The sequence below is a fragment of the Kitasatospora sp. NBC_01266 genome (assembly GCF_036242395.1).
Lineage (GTDB): Bacteria > Actinomycetota > Actinomycetes > Streptomycetales > Streptomycetaceae > Kitasatospora.
In genome coordinates, this window is sequence record NZ_CP108458.1 from 6,783,760 (window position 1) to 6,807,403 (window position 23,644).

General features: G+C 72.1%; 21 protein-coding genes. 9 read left to right on the plus strand and 12 right to left on the minus strand.

What is annotated here, in order from left to right:
• Nucleotide 1: 1 nt before the first annotated feature.
• Nucleotides 2-946 (minus strand): glutamate ABC transporter substrate-binding protein, encoded by a 945-nt coding sequence (locus OG403_RS29095; protein ID WP_329569585.1) that lies wholly within the window; start codon nt 944-946, stop codon nt 2-4.
• 129 nt (nt 947-1,075) lie between these two features.
• Nucleotides 1,076-1,828: an amino acid ABC transporter ATP-binding protein gene (locus OG403_RS29100; RefSeq protein WP_329569587.1), complete on the minus strand. Its 753-nt coding sequence runs from the start codon at nt 1,826-1,828 to the stop codon at nt 1,076-1,078.
• Nucleotides 1,829-1,944: 116 nt separating this feature from the next.
• Between OG403_RS29100 and OG403_RS29105 the strand changes: the two genes are divergently transcribed.
• The 3 genes from OG403_RS29105 to OG403_RS29115 all read left to right on the plus strand — a co-directional run bounded on the left by OG403_RS29105 (nt 1,945) and on the right by OG403_RS29115 (nt 5,033).
• Nucleotides 1,945-2,886: a LysR family transcriptional regulator gene (locus OG403_RS29105; protein ID WP_329569589.1), complete on the plus strand. Its 942-nt coding sequence runs from the start codon at nt 1,945-1,947 to the stop codon at nt 2,884-2,886.
• Between the two features lie 115 nt (nt 2,887-3,001).
• Nucleotides 3,002-4,354 carry a DUF2254 domain-containing protein gene (locus tag OG403_RS29110; RefSeq protein ID WP_329569591.1) on the plus strand — a complete coding sequence of 451 codons (1,353 nt, stop codon included), beginning with the start codon at nt 3,002-3,004 and terminating at the stop codon, nt 4,352-4,354.
• Between the two features lie 124 nt (nt 4,355-4,478).
• Complete coding sequence (locus OG403_RS29115) at nt 4,479-5,033, plus strand: GNAT family N-acetyltransferase (protein ID WP_329569593.1); 555 nt, start codon at nt 4,479-4,481, stop codon at nt 5,031-5,033.
• Between the two features lie 78 nt (nt 5,034-5,111).
• Here the strand turns inward: OG403_RS29115 and OG403_RS29120 are convergent, their stop codons facing one another.
• Both OG403_RS29120 and OG403_RS29125 read right to left on the minus strand, forming a co-directional pair.
• Entirely contained in the window at nt 5,112-6,110 is a 999-nt protein-coding gene (locus OG403_RS29120; protein ID WP_329569595.1) for a phosphotriesterase family protein, read from the minus strand.
• 10 nt (nt 6,111-6,120) lie between these two features.
• Nucleotides 6,121-6,360, minus strand: coding sequence for a MerR family DNA-binding transcriptional regulator (locus OG403_RS29125; protein WP_329569597.1), 240 nt, complete (start codon nt 6,358-6,360; stop codon nt 6,121-6,123).
• A 156-nt stretch (nt 6,361-6,516) separates the two neighbouring features.
• On the opposite strand from OG403_RS29125, the gene OG403_RS29130 reads away from it, so the two are divergent.
• Nucleotides 6,517-8,793 (plus strand): FUSC family protein, encoded by a 2,277-nt coding sequence (locus OG403_RS29130; RefSeq protein ID WP_329569599.1) that lies wholly within the window; start codon nt 6,517-6,519, stop codon nt 8,791-8,793.
• 90 nt (nt 8,794-8,883) lie between these two features.
• Here OG403_RS29130 and OG403_RS29135 read toward each other — a convergent pair whose 3' ends face one another.
• The 5 genes from OG403_RS29135 to OG403_RS29155 all read right to left on the minus strand — a co-directional run bounded on the left by OG403_RS29135 (nt 8,884) and on the right by OG403_RS29155 (nt 13,418).
• The gene (locus tag OG403_RS29135; RefSeq protein ID WP_329569601.1) at nt 8,884-10,086 is read right to left on the minus strand and encodes a transglycosylase family protein; all 1,203 of its coding nucleotides are present in this window, start codon (nt 10,084-10,086) and stop codon (nt 8,884-8,886) included.
• 91 nt (nt 10,087-10,177) lie between these two features.
• Nucleotides 10,178-11,527, minus strand: coding sequence for an FG-GAP repeat domain-containing protein (locus tag OG403_RS29140; protein ID WP_329569603.1), 1,350 nt, complete (start codon nt 11,525-11,527; stop codon nt 10,178-10,180).
• 64 nt (nt 11,528-11,591) lie between these two features.
• Nucleotides 11,592-12,518 (minus strand): hypothetical protein, encoded by a 927-nt coding sequence (locus OG403_RS29145; RefSeq protein WP_329569605.1) that lies wholly within the window; start codon nt 12,516-12,518, stop codon nt 11,592-11,594.
• A gap of 182 nt (nt 12,519-12,700) precedes the next feature.
• Nucleotides 12,701-12,913 carry a hypothetical protein gene (locus OG403_RS29150; RefSeq protein WP_329569606.1) on the minus strand — a complete coding sequence of 71 codons (213 nt, stop codon included), beginning with the start codon at nt 12,911-12,913 and terminating at the stop codon, nt 12,701-12,703.
• Between the two features lie 148 nt (nt 12,914-13,061).
• Nucleotides 13,062-13,418: a hypothetical protein gene (locus OG403_RS29155; protein ID WP_329569607.1), complete on the minus strand. Its 357-nt coding sequence runs from the start codon at nt 13,416-13,418 to the stop codon at nt 13,062-13,064.
• Between the two features lie 168 nt (nt 13,419-13,586).
• On the opposite strand from OG403_RS29155, the gene OG403_RS29160 reads away from it, so the two are divergent.
• Entirely contained in the window at nt 13,587-14,585 is a 999-nt protein-coding gene (locus tag OG403_RS29160) for a helix-turn-helix domain-containing protein (protein ID WP_329569609.1), read from the plus strand.
• 192 nt (nt 14,586-14,777) lie between these two features.
• Nucleotides 14,778-16,154 (plus strand): diaminopimelate decarboxylase, encoded by a 1,377-nt coding sequence (gene lysA / locus OG403_RS29165; protein WP_329569611.1) that lies wholly within the window; start codon nt 14,778-14,780, stop codon nt 16,152-16,154.
• Nucleotides 16,155-16,266: 112 nt separating this feature from the next.
• Here lysA and OG403_RS29170 read toward each other — a convergent pair whose 3' ends face one another.
• Nucleotides 16,267-18,510 (minus strand): MMPL family transporter, encoded by a 2,244-nt coding sequence (locus OG403_RS29170; RefSeq protein ID WP_329569613.1) that lies wholly within the window; start codon nt 18,508-18,510, stop codon nt 16,267-16,269.
• Nucleotides 18,511-18,678: 168 nt separating this feature from the next.
• On the opposite strand from OG403_RS29170, the gene OG403_RS29175 reads away from it, so the two are divergent.
• Nucleotides 18,679-19,299: a TetR/AcrR family transcriptional regulator gene (locus OG403_RS29175; RefSeq protein WP_329569615.1), complete on the plus strand. Its 621-nt coding sequence runs from the start codon at nt 18,679-18,681 to the stop codon at nt 19,297-19,299.
• 44 nt (nt 19,300-19,343) lie between these two features.
• On the opposite strand, the gene OG403_RS29180 is transcribed toward OG403_RS29175, so the two are convergent.
• Nucleotides 19,344-19,955 carry a TetR/AcrR family transcriptional regulator gene (locus tag OG403_RS29180; protein ID WP_329569617.1) on the minus strand — a complete coding sequence of 204 codons (612 nt, stop codon included), beginning with the start codon at nt 19,953-19,955 and terminating at the stop codon, nt 19,344-19,346.
• Nucleotides 19,956-20,107: 152 nt separating this feature from the next.
• On the opposite strand from OG403_RS29180, the gene OG403_RS29185 reads away from it, so the two are divergent.
• Nucleotides 20,108-20,980: a class II aldolase/adducin family protein gene (locus tag OG403_RS29185; protein ID WP_329569619.1), complete on the plus strand. Its 873-nt coding sequence runs from the start codon at nt 20,108-20,110 to the stop codon at nt 20,978-20,980.
• Between the two features lie 10 nt (nt 20,981-20,990).
• Complete coding sequence (locus tag OG403_RS29190; RefSeq protein WP_329569621.1) at nt 20,991-22,088, plus strand: 2-dehydropantoate 2-reductase; 1,098 nt, start codon at nt 20,991-20,993, stop codon at nt 22,086-22,088.
• Nucleotides 22,089-22,215: 127 nt separating this feature from the next.
• Here OG403_RS29190 and OG403_RS29195 read toward each other — a convergent pair whose 3' ends face one another.
• On the minus strand, nt 22,216-23,604 hold the full coding sequence (locus OG403_RS29195; RefSeq protein ID WP_329569623.1) for a S53 family peptidase: 1,389 nt from the start codon (nt 23,602-23,604) through the stop codon (nt 22,216-22,218).
• Nucleotides 23,605-23,644 lie beyond the last annotated feature (40 nt).

A 23,644-nucleotide genomic window follows, 5' to 3' on the forward strand; every position in this document is an offset into this window, starting at 1 on the left:
CTCAGCTGCCCTGGACCGAGCCGATCGCCGGCGGGGTCGGCGCGTCACCACTGAGCACGCTGCCGATCGTCGCCTTCCACAGCTTGGCCCACTCGCCGTCGGCCTGGATCTCCTTCAGCCAGTCGTTGACGAAGGTCTTCATCTCGGGCGAGGAGAGCGGCAGACCGATCCCGTAGGGCTCGCTGGTGAACGGCTGGCCGACCACCTTGACCTTCGGGTCCCGGTACTGGTCGCCGAGCAGCAGCGCCTGGTCCAGCACGTAGGCGTCGGCCCGGCCCTGCTCGACCGCCTGCTGGCACTCGGCGTTGGTCTGGAAGAGGATCACGTGGGCCGTCGGCGCGTACTGCTTCAGGTCGTTGGCGGCCGTCGAGCTGGACTCGGTGCAGACCGTCTTGCCGTTGAGGTCGCCCACCTTGGTGATGCCGGTGTTGTCCTTGGCGACCAGGATCGCGTCACCGGAGGAGTAGTAGGGGCCGGCGAAGGCCACCTTCTGCGCGCGCGCCGGGGTGATCGTGTAGGTCGCGAAGACGGAGTCGACGGTGCCGTTCTGCAGCAGCGTCTCGCGGGTGTCCGCGGTGACCAGCACCAGGTTCTCGTTGGGCTTGCCGGTGATGTACTTGGCGAGCATCTGGGCCAGCCCGGCGTCGAAGCCGGTGAGCTTGCCGGTGACCGGGTCCTTGAGCGAGAAGAGCGCCGAGGTGTCGGTGCCACCGACGTTCAGCGTGCCGCGGGCCTTGATCTTCGCCATCAGGCTGTCGGCCGGGATCGCCGAGGCGGCGGCCACCGGGGCGCTGTCGATCACCTGCTGGAAGGTCGGCGCGGCCGCCCCGCCGGAGCTCTTCGGCGCGGGCAGCGAGCTGCCCGAACTGCCGCAGGCCGCGAGGGACAAGGCCAGCGCCGCGGTGAGTGCGGCGGCGACCAGGGGAGTGCGTGACCTGGCGTGCACGGACGGGGTCCCTTCGTTAGTGCTTCAGTGCTTGGTTTCGTCGGTGCCGCGTGAACGGCTGGGCCACCGACCGCAGCGGTGTCAGTGAAAGGCGCTGTCAGTGGAGAGCGGTTTTATTGGAAAGCGGTGTCAGTGGCTGAGGATCTTGGAGAGGAAGTCGCGGGCCCGCTCGGTGCGCGGCGCCTCGAAGAACTCCTGCGGGGTGCCGGTCTCCAGGATTCGGCCCTGGTCCAGGAAGACGATCCGGTCGGCGGCCCGGCGGGCGAAGCCCATCTCATGGGTGACCACGAGCATGGTCATCCCCTCGGCGGCCAGCTCGACCATGACGTCGAGCACCTCTTTGATCATCTCCGGGTCGAGCGCCGAGGTCGGCTCGTCGAAGAGCAGCAGCCGCGGGCCCATGGCCAGCGCCCGGGCGATCGCCACCCGCTGCTGCTGGCCGCCGGAGAGCTGGGCCGGGTAGGCGTCGGCCTTGTCCGCCAGCCCGACCCGGGCGAGCAGCTCGCGGGCGCGCTCGGCGGCCTGCCCGCGCGGCACCCCGGCCACCCGGACCGGCGCGAGGGTGAGGTTGTCCAGCACGTTCAGGTGGCCGAACAGGTTGAAGGACTGGAAGACCATGCCCACCTGGGCGCGCAGCCTGGCCAGTTCTCGCCCCTCGGCGGGCAGCGGGACGCCGTCGATGGTGATCGAGCCGGAATCGATCGTCTCCAGCCGGTTCACACAGCGGCAGAGCGTGGACTTCCCGGAGCCGGAGGCGCCGAGCAGCACCACGACCTCGCCGCTGTGCACCTCGAGGTCGATGTCGTGCAGCACCTGCTGGTCCCCGAAGGACTTGTTGACCTTGTCCAGGCGAACCAGCGCCGACCTGCTGGATTGGCTCATCGCGGACCGTCACCTCCCTGCCGCTCACTGTGGTTCGGACAGCATGGCGGCGGTGAAACTCATATGTCCAGTAGGGGTTTTAAGGAAGAGCAATAAACATCCTTTATCCTTGATCAATGTTCGATTTGCGCCAACTCCAGGTGCTCGCCGAAGTCGCCCGCACCGGGACCTACACGGCAGCCGCTGACGCCCTCGGCTACAGCCAGCCCGCGGTCAGCTACCAGATGCGGATGCTGGAGCGCACCGTCGGCGCGGCCCTGGTGACCAAGAGCGGGCGCGGCATCCGGCTCACCCAGGTCGGGCAGACCCTGGCCCGGCACGCCGAGACGGTGCTCGCCGCGCTGCGCACCGCGCAGGACGAGGTCGCCACCCTCACCTCCAGCGGCGGCGGCCAGGTCCGGCTGGCCGCGATGCAGAGCGGCTGTGTCGCGCTGGTCCCGGCGGCGCTGGGCGCGCTGCGGCGCAGCCACCCCGAGCTGGAGGTGGTCGTGACGCAGACCGAGTGCCCCGTCTCGCACCGCCTGGTGGCGGCCGGCGAGGTGGAACTGGCGATGATGTGCGACCTGGAACTCGACCAGACGGACGGCCAGAGCGTGCTGCCCGACCCGCGGCTGCTGCGCCTGCCGCTGCTCTCCGACCGCCGCTGCGTGCTGCTGCCCGCCGATCATCCCCTGGCCGCCGCACCGACCGTGGCGCTGGGCGAACTCGCGGGGGAGCGCTGGGTGCTGGAGAGCGGCCGGGAGCGCTTCCTGGCCGCCTGCCAGGCGGCCGGCTTCACCCCGAAGGTCGCCGCCACCTCCGACGACCAGTTGACCATCCACTGCCTGGTGGCCAACCGGATCGGCGTGGCGATCATGAACGAGCTCGGCGTCGGCGCGCACAACGACCCGCGCGTGGTGGCCCGTCCGCTGCGCGACTGGCCGGCCCGCCGGATCTTCGCGCTGCTCTGGCCGGACATGGTCCGGGTCGCCCCGGTGGCGGCGCTGCTCGACTCACTGCGCGCCACGGCCGAGACGTACCAGCGGCGGACGTCGGCCGGGCCGCGGGTCGGGGCCTGAGGCCGCGACCCGCGGCCCGGGGGTGCGTTCGTCATGGCCCGGCGCCTGAGAGCGCGGGACCAGGCAGCCCTGTCTAGGGTGGAGGTATCCGACCTGGCCTGGTAAGGGACTGGTGGTGGGCAAGGTGATCGGCAATGTCCACCTGGAGTCGCAGTGGCGCAAGGAGGCGCTGCGCACCAACCTGTGGCTGGTCCCGACGCTGGAGGTGCTGCTCGCCGTCGGCCTCTTCTTCGCCACCTGGTCGCTCGACCGCGCCGCCTACCGCGGCGCGATCACTCTGCCGTCCTGGGTGATCAGCGGTACCGCCGACGCCGCCCGGCAGATCCTGGCCGCCATCGCGGCGGCGCTGATCACGGTCGTCGGTGTGGTCTTCTCGATCATGATCGTGACCCTGACGCTGGCCTCCACCCAGTTCGGGCCACGGATGCTGCGCACCTTCATCCGCGACCTCACCACCCAGCTGACCCTGGGCACCTTCGTCGCCACCTTCGTCTTCGCGATGCTCGCGCTGATCTCCATCGGCCCCGCCTCGCACGGCGACTTCGTGCCGCACCTGACCATCACCGTCTGCATGGTGCTGGTCCTGCTGGATCTGGCGGTCCTGATCCACTTCATCCACCACATCGCGACCTCGATCCAACTGCCGCACGTGATCGCCTCGATCGCCGCCGAGCTCTCCGCGGCCATCGAGGCCGGCGCCGGGGAGCCGGAGTGGGAGGGCGGGGTCAAGCACGGCCCCCCGGTCGACCAGCTGAACTCCCGCCTGGACGCCGAAGGGGCCACCGTCCCGGCCCCGGCCAGCGGTTACCTGCAGTTCGTCCGGCATCGCACGCTGGTGCGGATCGCCAGCGAACTCGACGCGGTGATCAGGCTGGACCACCGTCCGGGCCACTTCCTGGTGCAGGGGCACCAGCTGGCCACCGTCTGGCCGCCCGAGGCGGCCCCCGAGGTGGCCCGCAGCTTCGCCCGAGCGCACATCACGGGCCCCTCCCGCACCCTGGCGCAGGACATCGCCTTCGCCGTCGACCAGCTGGTGGAGATCGCGATCCGCGCCCTGTCCACCGCCGTCAACGACACGTTCACGGCGCTGACCTGCATCGACTGGCTCGGCGAGAGCCTGTGCCGGGTCGCCGCCGGCTGGGACCCCAATCCGGTGCACCGCGACGCCGAGGGCCGGATCCGGGTGCTGGCGGCCCCGGTGAGCTACGAGCGGCTGGTGCAGCGGGCCTTCGAGAAGATCCGCCAGGCGGCGCACGGCATGCCCGCCGTGCTGATCCGCCAGCTCGACGCGCTCACCGAGATCATGGTGGAAGCCGTCAGCGAGGAGCAGTGCAAGGTGCTGCTCGACCAGGCCGAGATGATCGACCGGCTCGGTGCCGAGACGGTGCCCGAGCCGGCCGACCGCGAGGACGTGCACCGCCGCTACCTGGCCGTGCTAGCCGCGCACGCGAGCCGGGGAACGCCCTAACGGGTGGCTTTGGCGGGCGGCTTTGGCGGGTGGCTTCGGAAGTCCCTCGGGGGTTGACGCAGCAGGCCGGTGACCGGGGGAATCCAGTTGCGACCGGTACCAGGGCCGATGGGAAGATCGGCAGATGAAGCAGACCACCATCAGGTCCGTACGGCAGGAAGACTGGATCAAGATCAAGGCGCTGCGGCTGGACGCGCTGCGGGATCCGATCGCGCATCTCGCCTTCCTCGACACCTACGAGCAGGCTGTCGCCCGGCCCGACGACTTCTGGCAGGGCCGTGCCGCCGGAGCCGCCGAGGGGAAGACCAGTCGGCAGTTCGTCGCGGAGGCCGCGGACGGACACTGGCTCGGCATGGCCACCGTGCTCGTCGAACGGCCCGGCGTCGAGACCTTCTTCGGCGACGTCCCCGAGGTGCCGCAGACGCACATCGTGGGCGTCTTCGTCCGACCTGAGGCGCGAGGCACCGGGCTCGCGGAGGAACTCTTCCAAGCCGCCCTGGGGTGGTCCTGGTCACTGACCGAGCCGCCGGTCGAACGCGTCCGGCTCTTCGTCCACCAGGACAACGCCCGAGCAGAAGCGATGTACGGCAAGGTCGGGTTCAAGCGCACCGGCCTCTCGGTCCCCATCGCCGGACAGCCCACGTGCAGGGACAACGAGCTCGCCCTCCTCCGCAGCTGACGGTGCTGGGGGGACGCCCGCCGGCAGGAGGCGCTGCGGTGCCCGAAGGACGTCCGAAGCCGACCAGTTGGCGCACGCTCAGCCGTCGACGGTCAGCAGCCGCACCGGATTGGTCCGCAGCATGGCCGTCAACTGCGCTTCGCCGACGCCTCGTTCGGTGAGCATGCCGGTGAACACGGCGGGCAGGTAGCGGTATCCCCACTGCCCGTGGGTCGTGGGGTTCAGGTAGGACTGACTACCAGTCAGATCCTGTGAGAGCAGGATCTGTTCGGCGTATCCCTCGTCGACCAGCCGGGCCAGCCGGTCCGCGCGCGTCAGGTCCGCCTGGTGCAGCGCGCGCTTGCGGTACTCCCCGTCGGGTGGCGTCCGGGCCGGTGGTGGGGTGCGCAGGTCCCAGCACTGCTTGCCGACCGAGTCGAAGGCGATGTTCACCCCGGTGTCCAGCACCCGCCGGACGTAGTCGAGTTCGGGATGGTTGTCGAGGTGCCCGAGGACCACCCGGTCGCGCGGCACCCCCTCCTGGTCGAGGATCGCGAGCTGCTCCAGCGCCATGGTGCCGTGCGTGGTGTGGGTGTTGATGGCCAGCCCGGTTTGGTGGTGCGCCCGCGCGGCGGCCCGCAGCCCGGTCTCCTCGTGCGCGGTCACCTCGTCGAGCCCGGTCGGCTGCTCGCCGAGGATCCCGGCCCGCACGCCGGTGCCGCCGATCCCCCGCGTCGCGTCCGCCACGAATCTCCGGGTGAGTTCGGCGACCCCGGCCGCCCGCACCCACGCCGGGCTGAACTCGGCCCGATAGGTCGCCGTCCCCGCGATGATGTGCAGCCCGCTGCGCCGCGCGACCTCCCGCAGCAGTTCCACGTTCGCCCCGTCCGCGTCCCGCCCGGCATCCCCGTACGGACTCAGGTCGACCACCGTGTCCACCCCGTACGCCGCCAGCCCGCGCAGCGCCGCCACCGCCAGGTCCACGGGATCCTGGCCGAGCCCGGGGCCGGGTGCCAGGCAGAGCAGATGCTCATGGGAGAGCACCCGGCCGAGCCGGGCGGGCTCGACCGGGCCGAGGACGGTCTGGACGTGGGGCACGGGGGACTCCTCAGCGGTGGGACGGCGGGACGGCGCTGGGGACGATCCTGGTGCCCGGACATTTCGGCGCGGACCGAACGGTGGCCCACCGGCTGCCCGGACCGCGCCTCACCAGAAGCGGGGCTGCCCCGGGATCGACCACGGCGGGCGCCAGCAGCCCCACCCGGTCGTAGTGCCGCAACGCCTTCGCGGTCAGCCCGACGCGACGCGCCAGTTGACCGACCGTGATCAGCTCAGGTCCGTCCGCCATGAGGAGAACCTGGAACCTTGCCGCGCGGGAACCTCAAACGCGGCCTCGGATGTCCTGTCCCCGCAGGCCCTGCCCGCAGGCCCTGCCCGGCCCGCCACCGCGCCCGCCACTGCACCGACCATTGCGGAGGGCGATCGTCCGCATAAACTGGTCGCCATGCCCTGGATCGACGCCCTGCGCGACACCGCGCGTACCGGGCTGCACCTGGACCGGACCCTGACCAACCCCAAGCGGGCCGCGCGCGGCGCGCTCGCGGTGGCGCTGGTGCTCTTCCCGACCCTCGCGCTCGGCGGCCCACGGCTGGCCACCTCGGCGGCGATGGGCGCCTTCATCGCCGGGACCGCCACCTTCCAACGCAGCTTCCGGCCCCGGCCCTCGCTCGCCGTGGCGGCCGGGATCGGACTGGGCGTCAGCACCTTCACCGGCTACCTGTCCGTCTCGGTGCCGGGCCTCTTCCCGGTGGTGCTGGCCGCCTGGGCACTGCTCGCGGGCCTCGCCTGGTCGGTGGGACCCACCGGCGGCGTGGTCGCGGCCACCACGGTCTCGGTGATGCTGGTGGTGGTCCAACTGCCGGTCAGCGTGGCGACCGCGGCCGAGCACGCGCTGGTCTGCGCGCTCGGCGGCGCGGTGCAGGCGCTGGTCATCACGCTCTGGCCGATCGACAGTTGGCGGGCCCAGCGCGACGCGCTCGCCGACGCGTACGGCTCACTGGCCGACTACGCCCGCCAGTTGCGCGAGGACCCGACCACCCCTGTCGACCCGGCGGCGCTGATGACCGCCCGGCACGCCTCCGAGCTGACCCCCTGGCAGGACCGCCACCGCCCGCCCGAGCTGCGCGGCCTGCGCGGCCTGGCCGAGTCGATGCGTCCGGCGCTCACCGCGCTCGCCGACCCCCGGGGCGGCGCGCCGGAGAGCGGCGCCGAACACGACCGGGTCTGCGAACTGCTGGCCGCCGCCGCCCAGACGCTGGACGCGCTCGCCCTGGCGATCCGCACCGGCGAACCGCTCCACCTGCCGCGCGCGGCCACCGCGCTGGTCTCGCCCCCAGGCGAGCAGCCCGCGCCGCAGCCGGCCCCGCAGCCCGCGCTTCCGTCGCCGGCCCGCCCCCAGGCCCCGCCGCTGCCGGGCCCCGCGCGGGCCGCCGCCCGGCAGCTGACCACGCTGCTCGGCCGGGCCGTCGACACCCTCGACCACGGCGCCCACGACGGCCACGACACCGTGGCCGCCCCGACCCACGGCAGCGGCGGCGCGCTGCTGCGCCCCTCGCTCTTCGGCATGGTGCCGCTGGTGCTGCGCGCCGTGCGCCGTCAGCTCAACCCCGGCTCGCCGGTGCTGCGCCACGCGGTGCGGCTGGCGACGGTGGTCACGGTGGCCCACCTGGTCGCCGACCTGGCCGGCCTGCCCCGCCCCTACTGGGCGCCGCTGACCGCCGCGATGGTGATCCGGCCCGACTTCGGCCAGACCTTCAGTCGCGGCGTCGCCCGGCTGGCCGGCACCGCCGTCGGCGTCGCGGTCAGCACGGCCGTCGTCGAACTGCTGCACCCGGGCCCCTGGTGGTCGGCCGCCCTCGCGGTGCTCTGCATCGGCGGCGCCTACCTGACCAGCCGGACCGGCTACGCGCTGATGACCGCCTGCGTCTCCGCCTACGTGGTGCTGCTGCTCGGCCTGCAAGGCGGCCGCCCGCTCACCATCGCCGCCGACCGGATCGGCCTGACCCTGCTCGGCGGCGCGGTCGCCCTGGTCATCTTCGCGCTCTTCCCCAGCTGGGCCTCGGCCCGCCTCGCCGACCGGCTGGCCGGCTGGATCGACACCAACGGGCGCTACTGCGCCACGGTGCTGACCGTCTTCGGCGACCCGGCCGCGCACCCGCGCCAGGAGGTCCGCACCGCCCTGCTGGACGCCCGCGCCGCGCGCGCCGAACTCATCCAGGCGATCGAGCACGCCGCGGCCGAACCGGTCCGGGACGTGCTCTGCCACGCGCTGCCCGCCAAGCAACTCGACAAGGCTCGGGCGGCGGTCGGCCTGCTCGCCCGCACCGGCCTGCTGCTGGAGGCCCACCTCCCGCCGACCGACGCCCGGCCGGTGCCCGGCGCCGACCGGTTCGCCGCCGCCCTGGTGGACGCCACGGCGGTGGCCGCCACCGCCGTCCGCGCCGGCCACCCCGTCGACTTCACCCGCCTGCGCGCCGCCCAGCACGCCTGGGAACAGGAACTGCGCGAGGCGGCCACGGCGGACGCGTCCCCCGACCAGCTGGACCGCCTCGACCTGCTGAGCGCCGCCTCCCGCCTGCTCGCCCAGGCAGTCGGCGACCTGGAACGCGCCCTGCACCGCGGCAAGACCATCCCCAGACCGGCCGGCCCCGCCTCGCCCGCCGTCGAGGCGGTGAACGTCGAGGCGGTGAACGTCGAGGCGGTGAACGTTGAGGCGCGGTGAGCGCGCGGGCTGATTCGACCGCCCGTGGCGTTCCGGCAACCGCCGAGGCCCCCGCATCCCTGAACTGGATGCGGGGGCCTGGGTGTTGGGTTAGAAGTTGACCCAGAGGCCGTTGCCGGGGAGCATCTGGGTGCCTGCGCTGAGGTGGCCGTTGCCGTCGCCGGGGTAGAACTTGAGGTTGTTGTTGGCGTCGATGCCGGCGATGCCGAGTTTGCCGGTGCCGGTGAAGTCGCCGGCCATGATGGCGTGGAAGCCTGACCAGAGGCCGGTGGTGCCGAGCATGGGGCTGCCGCTGCTGAGGTGGCCGGTGCCGTCGCCGGGGTAGAACTGCATGTTGTTGTTGGCGTCGATGCCGGCGATGCCGAGGTGTCCGGTGCCGGTGAAGTCGCCTGCGGTGATGGCCTTGAAGTTGACCCAGGCGCCGTTGGTGCCGAGCATGGGGATGCCTGTGCCGAGGTGGCCGTTGCCGTCGCCGGGGTAGAACATGAGGTTGTTGTTGGCGTCGATGCCGGCGATGCCGATGTGTCCGGTGCCGGTGAAGTCGCCTGCGGTGATGGCCTTGAAGTTGACCCAGGCGCCGTTGGTGCCGGGCATCATGTTGGTGCCGCCGGTGAGGTGGCCGTTGCCGTCGCCGGTGTAGAGCATCATGTTGTTGTTGGCGTCGATGCCGGCGATGTCGGTCTTGCCGTCGCTGTTGAAGTCGCCGGAGGCGATGGCTTTGAAGTTGGCCCACAGGCCGGTGGTGCCGAGCATGGGGGTGCCGGGGCCGCTGACGTCGCCGGCGCCGTCGCCGGGGTAGAACTGCATGTTGCTGTTGGCGTCGATGCCGACCACGTCGAGCTTGCCGTCGCCGTTGAAGTCACCGGCCGCCACCCGCGCCGGACGCGTCGGCGCCGGCGGGGTCGATGGCGGGCTCGACGGGTACGGGTTGGCGGTGTCGGCCGCGAGGTTGGCCGCGGGGCCACAGGTCGGCCAGGCGTTCTGACCCTGGGACGCCAGGATCTTCTCGGCCACCAGGATCTGCTGCTCCTCGGTTGCCTGGTTCGCCTCGGAGGCGTAGGCGGTGCCGCCGTACGCGGCCCAGGTGGAGCTGGATATCTGCAGGCCACCGTAGTAGCCGTTGCCGGTGTCGATGCTCCAGTTGCCGCTGCTCTCGCACTGGGCGACCTTCTCCCAGGTGGCGACCGAGGCGGCGTGCGCCGAGGGAGCGATGGTGCAGAGCAGCGCTCCGGAGAGCAGCACGGCGAAGGCCGCGGTCTTGTGAACGGGCTTGAGAGTGGCGGGCCGAGGCACGGCGATCCTCCGAAGTTCGGTGCTGGGGCTAGGGGTTGGGCAGCGCGGGTGGACGCCAGGGCCAACCGGGACCCTGGCGTCCGGTGGTGGGTTAGAAGTTGACCCAGAGGCCGTTGCCGGGGAGCATCTGGGTGCCTGCGCTGAGGTGGCCGTTGCCGTCGCCGGGGTAGAACTTGAGGTTGTTGTTGGCGTCGATGCCGGCGATGCCGAGTTTGCCGGTGCCGGTGAAGTCGCCGGCCATGATGGCGTGGAAGCCTGACCAGAGGCCGGTGGTGCCGAGCATGGGGCTGCCGCTGCTGAGGTGGCCGGTGCCGTCGCCGGGGTAGAACTGCATGTTGTTGTTGGCGTCGATGCCGGCGATGCCGAGGTGTCCGGTGCCGGTGAAGTCGCCTGCGGTGATGGCCTTGAAGTTGACCCAGGCGCCGTTGGTGCCGAGCATGGGGATGCCTGTGCCGAGGTGGCCGTTGCCGTCGCCGGGGTAGAACATGAGGTTGTTGTTGGCGTCGATGCCGGCGATGCCGATGTGTCCGGTGCCGGTGAAGTCGCCTGCGGTGATGGCCTTGAAGTTGACCCAGGCGCCGTTGGTGCCGGGCATCATGTTGGTGCCGCCGGTGAGGTGGCCGTTGCCGTCGCCGGTGTAGAGCATCATGTTGTTGTTGGCGTCGATGCCGGCGATGTCGGTCTTGCCGTCGCTGTTGAAGTCGCCGGAGGCGATGGCTTTGAAGTTGGCCCACAGGCCGGTGGTGCCGAGCATGGGGGTACCGGGGCCGCTGACGTCGCCGGCGCCGTCGCCGGGGTAGAACTGCATGTTGCTGTTGGCGTCGATGCCGACCACGTCGAGCTTGCCGTCACCGTTGAAGTCACCCGCCGCCACCCGCGCCGGACGCGCCGGGGTCGCCGGGTCGTCGACGATGTTGTTGTAGCGGTAGGCGCCGTAGTAGCTGGTCGGCCAACCCTCCAGGCTGGAGCTGTTGATGTTGGCCGCGGTCGGGCCGTGCGTCGGGTCGTTGGGGTTGCTCTCGGCGTAGTAGGTGAAGTCACCGTTGGCCTGGTTGGTCCAGTTGGCGAACAGGAAGGTGTGCTCGGCGGTGTAGTCGAGGATGTCGCCGGAGTTGAGGCTGGAGAAGCTCTCCTGGGTGGAGACGCTCGGCAGGGTCGAGGTGACCAGGCTGGAGCTCAGGTGCCAGGCCATCGACACGTAACCGGAGCAGTCCTCGCGGTAGTTGGTGCCCTCGGGGTCCGGGGCGTAGCCGCCCTGGTTGTACGGGACGCCGTTGTTGACCCAGGACTGGGCGCGGGCCAGCACCTCGCTGCGGGTGATCTGACCGCCGATGCTGGAGGTGGCGTGCGCCTGCGGAGCCGCGGTGAACAGGGAGGCGGCGGCACCGGCGGCGACGACGGTGGCGAAGGTGCGCAGCGAGCGGCGGGAGAAGCTGGTCATGGGAGGGGCTTCCTTGGGTGTGAGTTGGTGGACTGTTCGCACGAGGGTGTGCGGTGACCGCTGGTCAGTTGCTCGAAGCGGTCGTCAACTGTGCATCGATAACGGCGAGTTGCTTCTGGTCGTCATCGGGCGTCTGGGGGGTGGCGCCGGTCGTGGTGACCGGCACCGCGTACTGGAGGACGGTCAGCACGTCGCCGCGCTGGACCAGGTAGATGTGGTCGGTCTGGCGGCCGGGGGCGGAGATCGGAACCACTCCGGTCCACTGGCGGGTGTAGGCGGTGCCGTCCGCGGTGGTCGCGGTCCGGGTCACCTGCGCATCCGGGGTGATCTTCGAAGCGGTCTGCAGGGCATCGGACTTGGCCTGGCAGCCGTCCATCCCGGCGAGCACCGAGCGGTAGGAGTCCTGGGCGGCGGTGGCGTCGGTGAAGGTGAAGGTGTCCTGGATGGCAGGGGTGTTGAAGGAGCTGACGTAGCCCTGCTGCTGCCAGGTCGCGGCGCCGTTCACGTCGGCGCACTCGTTGAGCTGGATCTGGTGCTGGACGGGCTGCGTGTGCGGTGGGGCGATCGGCTTCCACTGGGCCACCGCGCTGTCCGGCAGTTGGGCGGCGGGCAGCGGGGCCGGCGGCGCGGCCACGGTGTTCGACGCGGCACCGGAGCCCGCCGGAGCGCCGCCGGGGGCGGGCGCCGCGGGCTTGGCCGACGCCGAGGTCCTCGGTGAACCGGCGGTGGCCGGCGAGGCGGCAGCGGGATCCGGACTGCCGGGCGGGGGAGCCGAGGCGCTGGGCGAACCGCCGGTGGTCGGCGAGGCGGTGGCGGCGGGCGAACCGGCGGCCGGAGCGCCGACCGAAGCCGGCGGGCTGACCCGGGCGCCGACCAGGTCGAGGGGGGCGGAGTGCGCGCCGGTGGTGAGGACCACCGTCGCCAGTGCACCGGCGGAGAGGGCGGACAGGGTGGCGGCGGTCCGAAGAACTGTCGACTTCTTGAGCTTCACGGTGAACTTCCCCTTGTTCCGGGCATGGTGGACCCGTCGGCCTGGCGATCGATGAGAGAGCGCGGGCCTCCAGCGGCTGGAGGCGCTCGGGGCTGACCACGCGGCCGGGATGGACGGCTGCCCTGCAGGAGCAGCGGTCGGGCGTACGGCCGCAGGTGGGAGCGGAGGTGTCCGCCTCGGGGTCAGCCGCCCCAGATCATGTCGTTCGGGGTCACGGAGCTGCCCCAGATCATGTCGTTCGGGGCGACGGTGGTGCCGGCGTCGGCGGCGACGGTGCTCTGCGGGGCGGTGGCCGCGGCGATCTGCGCGGTGGACGCGTCGGCAGCCGCGGGGAGCAGCAGGGCGGCGGTGAGGGCGAGGGCGGCGACCGCGGTGGCCTTGGCAATCCGGAACATGGTGAGAACCCCGTTCTGAGCGGTGAAAGATGACGGTCCATCCGGCTTCGCGTCCCGCGGTGACGCTTCGTCCGGTCCTGCCTGCCGGGCGGTGTTCCCTGCTGGCGAGTACCAGCTTCGTCGCGATCCAGGGCCGGCGGAAGGCGGATCAGCTGGACCGAAACGGCCCTGGCCCGTTCAGTCCACCGGGGCCGGAAGCGGACAGCAGTCGCTCGTAGAAGGGGGCGACAAACGGAGCCTCGGCGCTGACCCGCTGCCAGTGGGCCAGCGCCGGCAGCTCGGCCACCCAGCGACGGGCGAGCAGTCTCGCGCGCTCCTCGGCCGTGAGGAGGCAGTCGGCCGTCAGATAGAGGCCGAGCGTCGGATAGGGATGGGCCTGGGCATGCACGGAGATGTGCTCGATGCCGTCAGCGGGCAGCGCGTTGGCCCGCAGCAGGGTGCCGATGCCGTCGGGGAGCCGGCCGCCGGAAGCCGGCGGCCGCAGCTGGACGTGGATGAGATACATGCATCCGACCGTCTCAAATCCAGGCATCCACGCCATAGATGGTCAAGCTGGCCCGTTCCGGCCCGGGCCCAAAGAGGCCAAGAACCGCCCCTGGTATGCGAACAGACGCCTATGGCAGGATCACGCACGATCAGTGTGGTCTGACTGACGCTTAACGGGGGTACGGGGATGTTGTCGATGCTGGGGCTGGATACCGAGTCGGAAGCGGTGTATCGCGCGATGTTGGCCCATCCACAGGATGGGATCGCGGTGCTGACACAGCGACTGGGTCTCAGTGACGAATCGGTCCGGCAGGCGCTGGACAGCCTCAGCGAGCTGGCGCTGCTTCGACCGGCGCACGGGCGGCAGGGCGAGCTGCGTGCCGTCTCGCCGGACGTCGGCATGGAGCTCCTGATAGCCCGTCAGCAGACCGAACTTGCCGCCCAGCAGCTGCGGATCGAGGCCTCCCGCACCGTCGCCGCCCAACTCATCGCCGAGTACGCCGAGTTGCAGCCGGCCGGCAATGTCGAGGCCGGCGTGGAGCGGCTGCTCGGCATGGACCGGATCCGTGACCGGCTGGCCGCGCTGACCCGGCAGGTGCGGCACGAGGTGATGACCTTCGCCCCGGGCGGCGCGCACACTCCCGACGACATCGCGGCGGCCAAACCACTCAACCTCGAACTCCGCGAGCGCGGCGTCCAGCTGCGAACGATCTATCTGGACAGCATCCGGAACTCGCCCGCCACCGTGGAGTACCTCGACTGGCTCACCCGGCAGGGGGGTCAGGTCCGTACCGCGGTGACGCTGCCCACTCGGATGATCATCGTCGACCGGACCAGCGCCGTGATCCCGGTGCGGACCGACGACTCCTCCGTCGGCGCCGTGGTGCTCACCGGCGACGGCACCCTGACCGCCCTGTGCGCCCTCTTCGAGAGCGTCTGGAGCCACGCCAGCCCGCTGGGCGAGGAGGCCCCGAAGAGCGCCGGCGGCCTCAGTGCCCAGGAGGCGACGGCCATCCGGCTGCTCGCGGACGGGCTGACGGACGAGGCGGTGGCCAAGCGCCTCGGGGTCTCGCACCGCACCGCACGGCGGCTGGCCACGGAGCTGATGGAACGCCTCGGCGCCCGCAGCCGCTTCGAGGCGGGCGTGCGCGCCGTCCAGCAGGGGTGGCTGCCGCACCGCGCGTGACGGTGCCGCCCCGCTTACCCGCCGCCTCCGCTCACCCGTACGGCCGTACCGCCGTCAAGGTGTCGTGAAGGAAGGCCGGTTGCGCGTAGCCCAAGCGTCAAGAGGGTGTGCGCGTACCACCGGCGCGGGCTCCACTGGAGGCGGGCCGGGATCCGCGCCGGCCCGTGCCGCGAGTGGAAGGAAGCGTCCGCCATGCTCGAAACCCAGGTCGCCACCAGCTGGTCCGCCACCGCCGTCCGCCCCTCGGCCACCCGCACCGCGCAGCCGGAGCCGCTCGGCAGTCCCTGGCCGGCGTCGGCCCGTCCTGGTCGCGGTGGTGAGGTGCTGGTCGGCGGGGTCGGGCTGGACGAGGCCGCCGACCGTTTCGGGACGCCGCTCTACGTCCTGGACGAGGGCGAGGTGCGGGCCCGCGCCCGAGCCTATCGGGCGGCCCTGCCGCAGGCCGAAGTGCTTTACGCGGCAAAGGCGTTCCTGTGCAGTGCGATGGCCGACTGGGTGGCCGAGGAGGGGCTGGGCCTGGACGTCTGCTCGGCGGGCGAGCTGCGGCTGGCCACCGCCGCCGGGTTCCCGCCGCAGCGGATCCTGTTGCACGGCAACGCCAAGACGCCCGAGGAGCTGCGGCTGGCCCGGCGGTTGCGGGTGGGGCGGATCGTCATCGACGGGCTGGCCGAGATTCCCCGGCTGGCGGCGTTGGCGATCGCCGACATCCCGCAGCAGGTGCTGATCCGGGTGGTGCCGGGGATCGCCGCCGGCCACCACAGCGCGGTGCGGACCGGGGTGGACGGGCAGAAGTTCGGCTTCCGGATCGCCGGGGGCGACGCGGCCGAGGCGGTCAGTCGCACGCTGGCCCAGGGCAGCCTCCACCTGGTCGGACTCCACTGCCACCTGGGATCCCAGATCACCGAGGTCGAGCCCTACCTGGTGGCGCTGGACCGGCTGGTGGAGCTGCTGGCCGAGGTCCGCGACCGGCACGGCGTCGAACTGCCCGAACTGGACCTCGGCGGTGGTCACGGCGTCCGCTACCTGCCGCAGGACCGCGAGCTGGACCCGGCCGAGTTCGCCACCGCGGTGAGCGAGCGCCTGGCGACCCGGTGCGTCGAGCACGGCCTGGCCGTGCCGCGCCTGATCATCGAGCCGGGCCGGGCGATCGCCGCCCCGGCGGCCGTCGCGCTCTACCGGGTGCTGTCGCTGAAGCACACCGCCGACGGCCGCACCTTCGCCGCCGTCGACGGGGGCATGAGCGACAACCCGCGCCCGGCGCTGTACGGGTCGGCGTACGACGTCCGGCTGGTCGGCCGGATCTCGGACGCGCCGACGGCGGTGGTCGACGTGGTCGGCCGCCACTGCGAGGCCGGCGACGTCCTGGTCCACGACGCCCGACTGCCCGCCGACCTGCGCCCCGGCGACCTGCTGGCGGTGCCCGCCGCCGGTGCCTACCAGCTCTCGATGGCCTCGGGCTACAACCTGGTCGGCCGCCCCGCCGTCGTCGCCGTCCGCGACGGGCGCGCCCGCCTGCTGATCCGGCGGGAGACGGTGGAGGACTTCCGCGCCCGCGAGGTCGGCCGCTGACGGCGACGGTGACAGTGACGGCCGCACGTCACCGCCCGCACGTCACCGCCCGACCGTCACCGCCCGCACGTCACCGCCTGACCGTCACCGTTTGACCGTCACCGCCCGACCGTCACCGCGCGGGCGCCTCCTCCTCCACCACCAGCCGCAGCGGCGCCGCCTCCTGGTGCTGGTGCTGGTGCTGGAGCCGTTCGCCCTCGATGTCGAGGTCGGGCAGCAGCCGGGCGAGGCGGCGCGGCAGCCACCAGGCCGCGTGGCCGGTGAGGGCGAGGACGGCGGGCACGAAGGTCATCCGGATCACGAAGGCGTCCAGCAGCACGCCCACCGCCAGGGCGAAGGCGATCTGCTTGAGCATCTGGCTGTCGCTGCCGAGGAAGGCGGCGAACACCGCGATCATGATCAGCGCCGCCGCGGTGACCACCCGGGCGCTGTGCCGGCCACCGCTGTGCACGGCGTCCAGCGGTCGGCGGGTGCGCACGTAGGCCTCGCGCTTGCGGGAGACCAGGAAGACCTCATAGTCCATGGCCAGGCCGAACAGCACGGCCAGCAGGATGATCGGCAGGAAGCTGCTCACCGGGCCGGCCCGGTCGACGCCGATCAGGTGGGCCAGGTGGCCGTTCTGGAAGACGCTCACCACGGTGCCCAGGGTCGCGGCGACCGAGAGCAGGAAGCCCACGGCGGCCTTGAGCGGGACGACCAGCGAGCGGAAGACCAGCAGCAGCAACAGCAGGGACAGGCCCACCACCACCGCGGCGAACGGGATCATCGCGGCGTCGAGCTTCGCCGAGACGTCGATCCCCACCGCCGTGCTGCCGGTGACGCCGATGGTCGCCCCGGTCTGCTGGTGCAGCGTGCCGGCGTCGGCGCGGATCGCGGTCACCAGGGTCTTGGTGGCCTGGTCGCTGGGGGCGCTGGCCGGGATCACCTGGATCAGCGCGGTGTGGGTCGCGGGGTTGGCGACCGGGCGGGCGACGGCGGTGACGTCGGGCAGCGCCCGGATCGTGGTCGCGATGTGCTCGGCCGCCGCGGTCGGGTCGGCGCTCTGCGAGGTGTCGGCCAGCACCAGCAGCGGGCCGTTGAACCCGGGCCCGAACTCCTTGCTGACCTGGTCGTAGGCCAGCCGCTGGGAGGAGCCAGCCGGAGAGGTGCCGTTGTCCGGCAGGGCCAGCCGCATGCTGTGCGCGGGCCAGGCCAGGGCGCCGACGGCGGCCAGCACGAGGACCAGGGTGATCAGCGGGCGGCGGGTGACCAGCCGGAACCAGCGCTCACCGGCGTTCGCGGCACCCGTGCGGCCCCGGTCGGCTGCCGCCTGCTCGCGCCGCATCGCCCGCGACCCGGGCATGGGGGCCAGCCGTCCCCCGGCGAAGCCGAGCAGCGCCGGGAGCAGGGTGAGCGCGACCAGCACCGCGATGAGCACGGCGGCGGCGGCGCTCAGGCCCATCACCGTCAGGTACGGGATGCCGACCACGCAGAGTCCGGCCATGGCGATCACCACGGTCAGCCCGGCGAAGGCGACGGCGCTGCCCGCCGTGCCGACGGCGAGCCCGGCCGCCTCCTCGGGCGCGGTGCCGCGGGCCAGCTCGGACCGGTGCCGGCTGACGATGAAGAGCGCGTAGTCGATGCCGACCGCCAGGCCGATCATCAGCGCGAGGCTCTGCGCGGTCGAGGAGATGGCGGTCACGCCGGTCAGCGAGAGCACCCCGGCGATCGCGGTGACCACCCCGGCGATCGCGCTGATCAGCGGCAGCCCGGCGGTCAGCAGCGAGCCGAAGGTCAGCGCGAGGATGACGACCGCGATCCCGACGCCGATCAGGTCACTGCCACCGGACTTCGACGGGCCGGAGCCGAACGCGGCGCCGCCGACCTGCACGTCCAGCCCCGGCTGGTGCTGCCCGGCGCTGTCGACCGCGGTCTTCAGCGCGTCGAGCGAGCCGGACTTCAGCGCGCTCTGCACCACCTCGTACTGCACCTGTGCGATCGCGGTGCTGCCGTCCGCCGAGACACTCTGCGCGGCCACCGGGTCGATCACCTTGGCCACCTGCGGCGCGGACTTCGCGGCGTCCAGCGCGGACCTGATCGCGGCCAGGTCGGCCGGGTCGGTCACCTTCTGGCCGGCGGGGGCGGTGAAGACGACCTGGGCGCTGGTGCCCGAGGAGGTCGGGAAGTCGGTCTTCATCCGGTCCAGCGCGACCTGCGACTCGGAGCCCGGTATCGAGAAGGTGTCGTCCAGCTTGCCGGGGCCGCCGAAGGCGGCCATGCAGCAGACGACGGCGGCGATCACCGCGAGCCAGAGCGCCAGCACCCGCCGTCGGTGGCGGAAGGCGGTGCGCCCTAGGCGGTAGAGCAGGGTGGGCATGACGGGCTCCGAACGAGAGGTCCTACGTCACCGGAGGCGGGCGGCGGTCCTGATGATCCGCGGCGCTCCAGAAACTGGCAGTCCTGCCACGTTAGCAAACATGGCAGGACTGCCAATTTCTCGGGGGTGTGGCACCGGTCACCCCCGCGGAGCTGAGATGATCCAGGGGTGAACGAAGCAGGACCGGGACGCCGGGAAGAGAACAAGCGGCGCACTCACCACGCGCTGGTGCGGGAGGCGACCCGGCTGTTCCAGGAGCAGGGCTACGAGGCGACCACGGTGCGGGACATCGCCCGGGCGGCGGGGGTGGGGGAGCGCACCTTCTTCCGCTACTTCCCGTCGAAGGAGAGCCTGATCCTGCAGCAGGTCCGGGACCTCATCCCGAAGCTGGCGGCGGAGATCCGGATCCGCCCGGCGGCCGAGTCGCCGCTGGTGGCACTGCGCGAGTCGATCCTGGTACTCACCCGGCGCTACGACGCGCTCCCCGCGATCCTGCTGGTCGGGCCCTACCCGCTGACCATCGACCCGACCAGCCGCGGCGACAGGTTCCTGCTCTTCGACCTGGAAGAGGGGATCTCCGCCGCCTTCCTGGACCGGCTGGCCCCGGCGGCGGCCGAGCCGGATGCCGGGGTGGTGCTGCGCGCCGCCGTGCTGGCCCGCGCGGGGGTGGGCGCGATGCGAGTGGTGCGGCTCACCTACCTGGGGCTGCCCGACGCGCAGCGCGAGAACGCCGACCTCGCCGACCTGCTCCACCGGGCCTTCGCCGCGCTGGCGCCGGACGTGCGGTAGGGCTGGCAGGGCCGGCGGGCCGGCGGGCCGGCAGGGCTTGGGACTCAGGGCCGCCGCACCGTGAGCGCGGTCAGCAGCGGGGCCAGGAAGCTGCGCTCCAACTGTCCCGGCGGCAGCTGGTCGGGTTCGACGTAGCTCTGCGCCAGGCCGCCCTCGCGGATCGCGATCAGCAGGCGGGCGAGTTCGTCGGCGTCCACGGTGAGGGCGCGGCCGGCCCGGGTGAGGTGGTCGGTCAGGCAGCGGGTGAGTTCGGCGCGCAGCCGGGCGTCGTGCTGGGCGAGGACCCAGGCGGCCTGGCGGTCGCGGATGGCGTGCAGGGTGAACTCGGTGGTGACCAGGTACCAGTCGCGTTCGGCGGGCTCGATGTCGGAGAGCAGTTCCACCAGCCCCTGCAGCGTGAGCTGTGCCGCGCCGGCCGAGTCCATCAGGGTGCCGATCCGGGCGATCACCCGCTCGCTGTGCGCGTCGAAGAGCGCGAGGAAGAGCTCCTCCTTGCTGCTGAAGTTCGAGTAGAAGGCGCCCCGGGTGTAGCCGGCGCGCTCGCAGATCTGCTCGATCGAGGTCGCGTGGAACCCGTTCTCCGCGAAGGCGGCCAGTGCCGACTCCAGCAGCGCCGCGCGGGTGCGGGGGCGGCGCTTGGTCACACCCTTGGGCATCGGGGCACTCTCCAGATCGGTTGGGCGGCCGGGGCCGGTTCGCGGGTCTGCATCGGATGCAATCTTCGAATGCAATCGGATGCATTGGCGTATCGGATGCACGAGTGTATCTTCTGGCTGTCCGCACTGTCGCCGACGTCCTGGAGCCCGCGATGAGCAACTCCGTGAGTACCGCTGCCGATCCCGCCGTCGATCCCGCCGCCGATCCGGCTCCCGCCCCCGCCCCGGTGCCCGCCGCACTGGCCGCCGTGGTCGGTCCGGTGCCGGCCGGCTTCAACCTGCCGATGCCGCCCAGCTTCGACTCGGTAGAGGCCGAGCGCCAGTACCGCAAGGAGCAACTGGCGGCCGGCTTCCGGCTCTTCGGGCGCTTCGGCTTCTCCGAAGGGGTGGCCGGACACATCACCGTGCGCGATCCGGAGCGCCCCGACTGCTTCTGGGTCAACCCGTTCGGCATGAGCTTCAACATGATCAAGGCCTCCGATCTGATCCTGGTCGACCATGAGGGCACGCTGCTGCACGGCGACCGACCGGTGAACCGGGCGGCCTTCGTGATCCACTCCCAGGTGCACGCCGCCCGCCCGGACGCGGTCGCCGCCGCGCACTCGCACTCGCTGCACGGCAAGGCGTTCGCCAGCCTCGGCATCCCGCTGGACCCGATCACCCAGGACGCCTGCGCCTTCTTCGAGGACCACGGGCTCTACAGCGACTATCGCGGTGTGGTCAACGAGGTCGAGGAGGGCCGCCGGGTCGCGGCGGCGCTCGGCGGGTTCAAGGCGGTGATCCTGCAGAACCACGGCCTGCTGACGGTCGGGCACTCGGTGGCCGAGGCGGTCTGGTGGTTCATCACGATGGAACGCTCGTGCCAGGCCCAGCTGTTGGCGATGGCCGCCGGCACCCCCAAGCTGATCGACCGGGAGACCGCGCTGGTCGCCCGAGGACAGCTGGGTTCGCACCTGGCCGGGTGGTTCCAGGCGCGCCCGCTCTGGGACCAGATCACGGCCTCCGACCCCGACCTGTTCGACTGAGGAGCCCCCTGTGACCACCGACCCGATCGAGCCCGGCGCCCCTGCTGCTGACACCGGCACCGTCGGCACGGACACCGGCACCGCCGCCCGGCCGCTGCGGATCGCGGTGCTCGGCGCCGGCAGCATCGGCTGCCACCTGGGCGGCCGGCTCGCCGCGGTGGTCGGCGGCGCGGAGGTCACCCTGATCGGCCGCCCGGCGGCGATGGCAGCCGTCGAGCGCGACGGGCTGACGCTGACCGGCCCGGGACCGGACGCGGCCTGGCGGGCGATCCGCACCCTGCGACTGGCCACCGACCCGAGCGCGGCGGCCGGGGCCGACTACGTCCTGGTGACCGTCAAGTCGGCGGACACCACGGCCGCCGCCCGCCAACTCGCCGATCACCTCGGCCCGCAGGCGGTGCTGGTCAGCTTCCAGAACGGTCTGCACAACCCGGAACTGCTGCGCGCCGAACTCCCCGATCACCAGGTGCTGGCCGGCATGGTCCCGTACAACGTGGTGCGCACCGGCGGCGCGGCCTTCCACCAGGGCACCGCCGGACAGCTGATGCTGGCGGACACCCCGCGGAGCGCCGCCTTCGCCGCCGCGGCGAAGGCGGCGGGGCTGCCGCTGGTGCTGCGCCGGGACATGGCCGCCGTGCAGGCGGCGAAGCTGCTGCTGAACCTGAACAACGCCGTGAACGCGCTCTCCGGCCGGCCGCTGCGCGAGCAGTTGGGCGAGCGCGCCTACCGGGTCTGCCTGGCACGCTGCCAGGCCGAGGCGCTCGCCGTCTTCGCCGCCGAGGGCATCACGCCCGCGCAACTCGGGCCGGTCCCCGCGACCTGGACGCCTCGGGTGCTCCGGCTGCCCGACGCCCTCTTCCGGCGGGTGGCTGGAGCCAGCCTGCGGATCGACGCGCAGGCGCGTTCCTCGATGTGGGAGGACCTGCAGCGCGGCCGTCCCACCGAGATCGACAGCCTGCAAGGCGAGATCACCGCGCTCGCGGCCCGGCACGGCCTGCCCGCCGCCGCCAACGCCCGGCTGATCGCCCTGGTCCGCGACGCGGAGGCGGCCGGCCCAGGCGCGGCCCGCCGCTGGACGGGGGCCGAGCTGCTCGCCCAACTGGGCTGAACCAGCGCCCGGACAACTGCCGACCGCCGCCGGCTGAGCCCACCGAGCCGAAACGCCTGCTCGCCCGGCCGGGTCGAACTCGGCCGGGCGAGCAAGTGCGCTTTCACCTAAGTGTTCTGATGAACCATCAGCCCAGGGCGGCGATCGCCGGCACGAACTGCGTCGCGTTCACCGTGCCCCAGCCGCTGGCCAGGTCGTAGCCCGCGGTGGCCGGCCAACCGGTCACTCCGTTGTAGGTGTTGGAGCCGCCCACCACGTCGTTGATGCCGGTCCACTTGGCACCGGCCTGCTGCATCGCGCCCAGCGCGTACAGGCCGTAGTTCAGGTTGCCGAGCCGGTGGCCGGCGACCTGGTCGGCCAGTGCCACCACGCCGGAGAAGACCGGGCAGGCCACGCTGGTGCCGCCCCACAGCTCCCAGCCGTTGTCCTGCGGCCCGAAGCTGTTGTAGGTCCAGACACCGGTGTTCGGGTCGCCGATCATGCTGATGTCCGGCACGCCACGGGAGTTGCCCACCACGTTCGCCACGCCGGACTGGAACAGCGGTCGGCTGAAGACCTTGGACTTGCCGCCGCCCGAGGCCCCGCCGCCGGTCGCCGGGTCGTCCCACACGGTGTCCGGGCTCAGCCGGTTGCCGTTGGCGTCCAGCTGGACCGTGGTGCCGCCGACCGCGGTGACCAGCGGGTCGGAGGGCGGCCAGGAGGTCACCGGGTACGGGTAGAGCGTCGACCCGTCCGACTCGTCGTCGGTGACGCCGTTGTCGCCGGAGGAGGCCAGCACCGTGACGCCGTGCGCCTGCGCGTCCTTGTACGCGAAGCGCAGGTTGAGCAGGCTGGAGTAGTCGCCCTGGTCGAAGCCGGGGAAGGTGTTCTCGGTGGCGCCCCAGCTCTGCGAGATGACGTCGCCCACACCCTGCTTGATCAGCGAGTCCTCGGCGGCCATCAGCTCCGGCATGCCGCTGGTGCCCTCGTTCTCCGAGACGCCGGTCTCGGCCAGCACGATCTTCGCGCCGGGGGCCATGGCGTGCGCCATGTCGACGTCGATCGTGGTCTCCTCGGCCCAACCGGTCATGTCCGTGTTGGTGGGGTCGAACGGCGGCACGGTTCCCCACTTCTGCACCTGGACGGTGGTGCTGGGGATGCCGTACTGGGCGCTGTAGACGTCCAGGTCGTGCTGGATGGTCGGCGACCCGTACGCGTCGACGATCACGATGGTGCGGCCGGCCCCGTTGATGCCCTTGTCGAACAACGGGTGCTCGTTGTAGCCCTGCTCGAGCTGGGTGGCGCCGTAGCAGGAGGCCTGCAGCTGGGCCTGGCACTGGCTCAGGGTGAGGGGAGCGGGGAACTGTCCTGAGGCCAGTCGATGTCCGATCGAGGCGGGTATCGCCTTGACCGGTCCGGCAGCGGCTGCGGTGAACGCGGCACTGGCCGGCGCGGCGCCGGTGAGGGCGGTCGCGGTGAACAGCGCGATGGTGCCGAAAGCCGCTGCGGTGACGCGGCTACGGGTGGTACGTCGCATGGGTGTCCCTGAGGGGTGGGTGGTAGTTCCCGTCGACGAC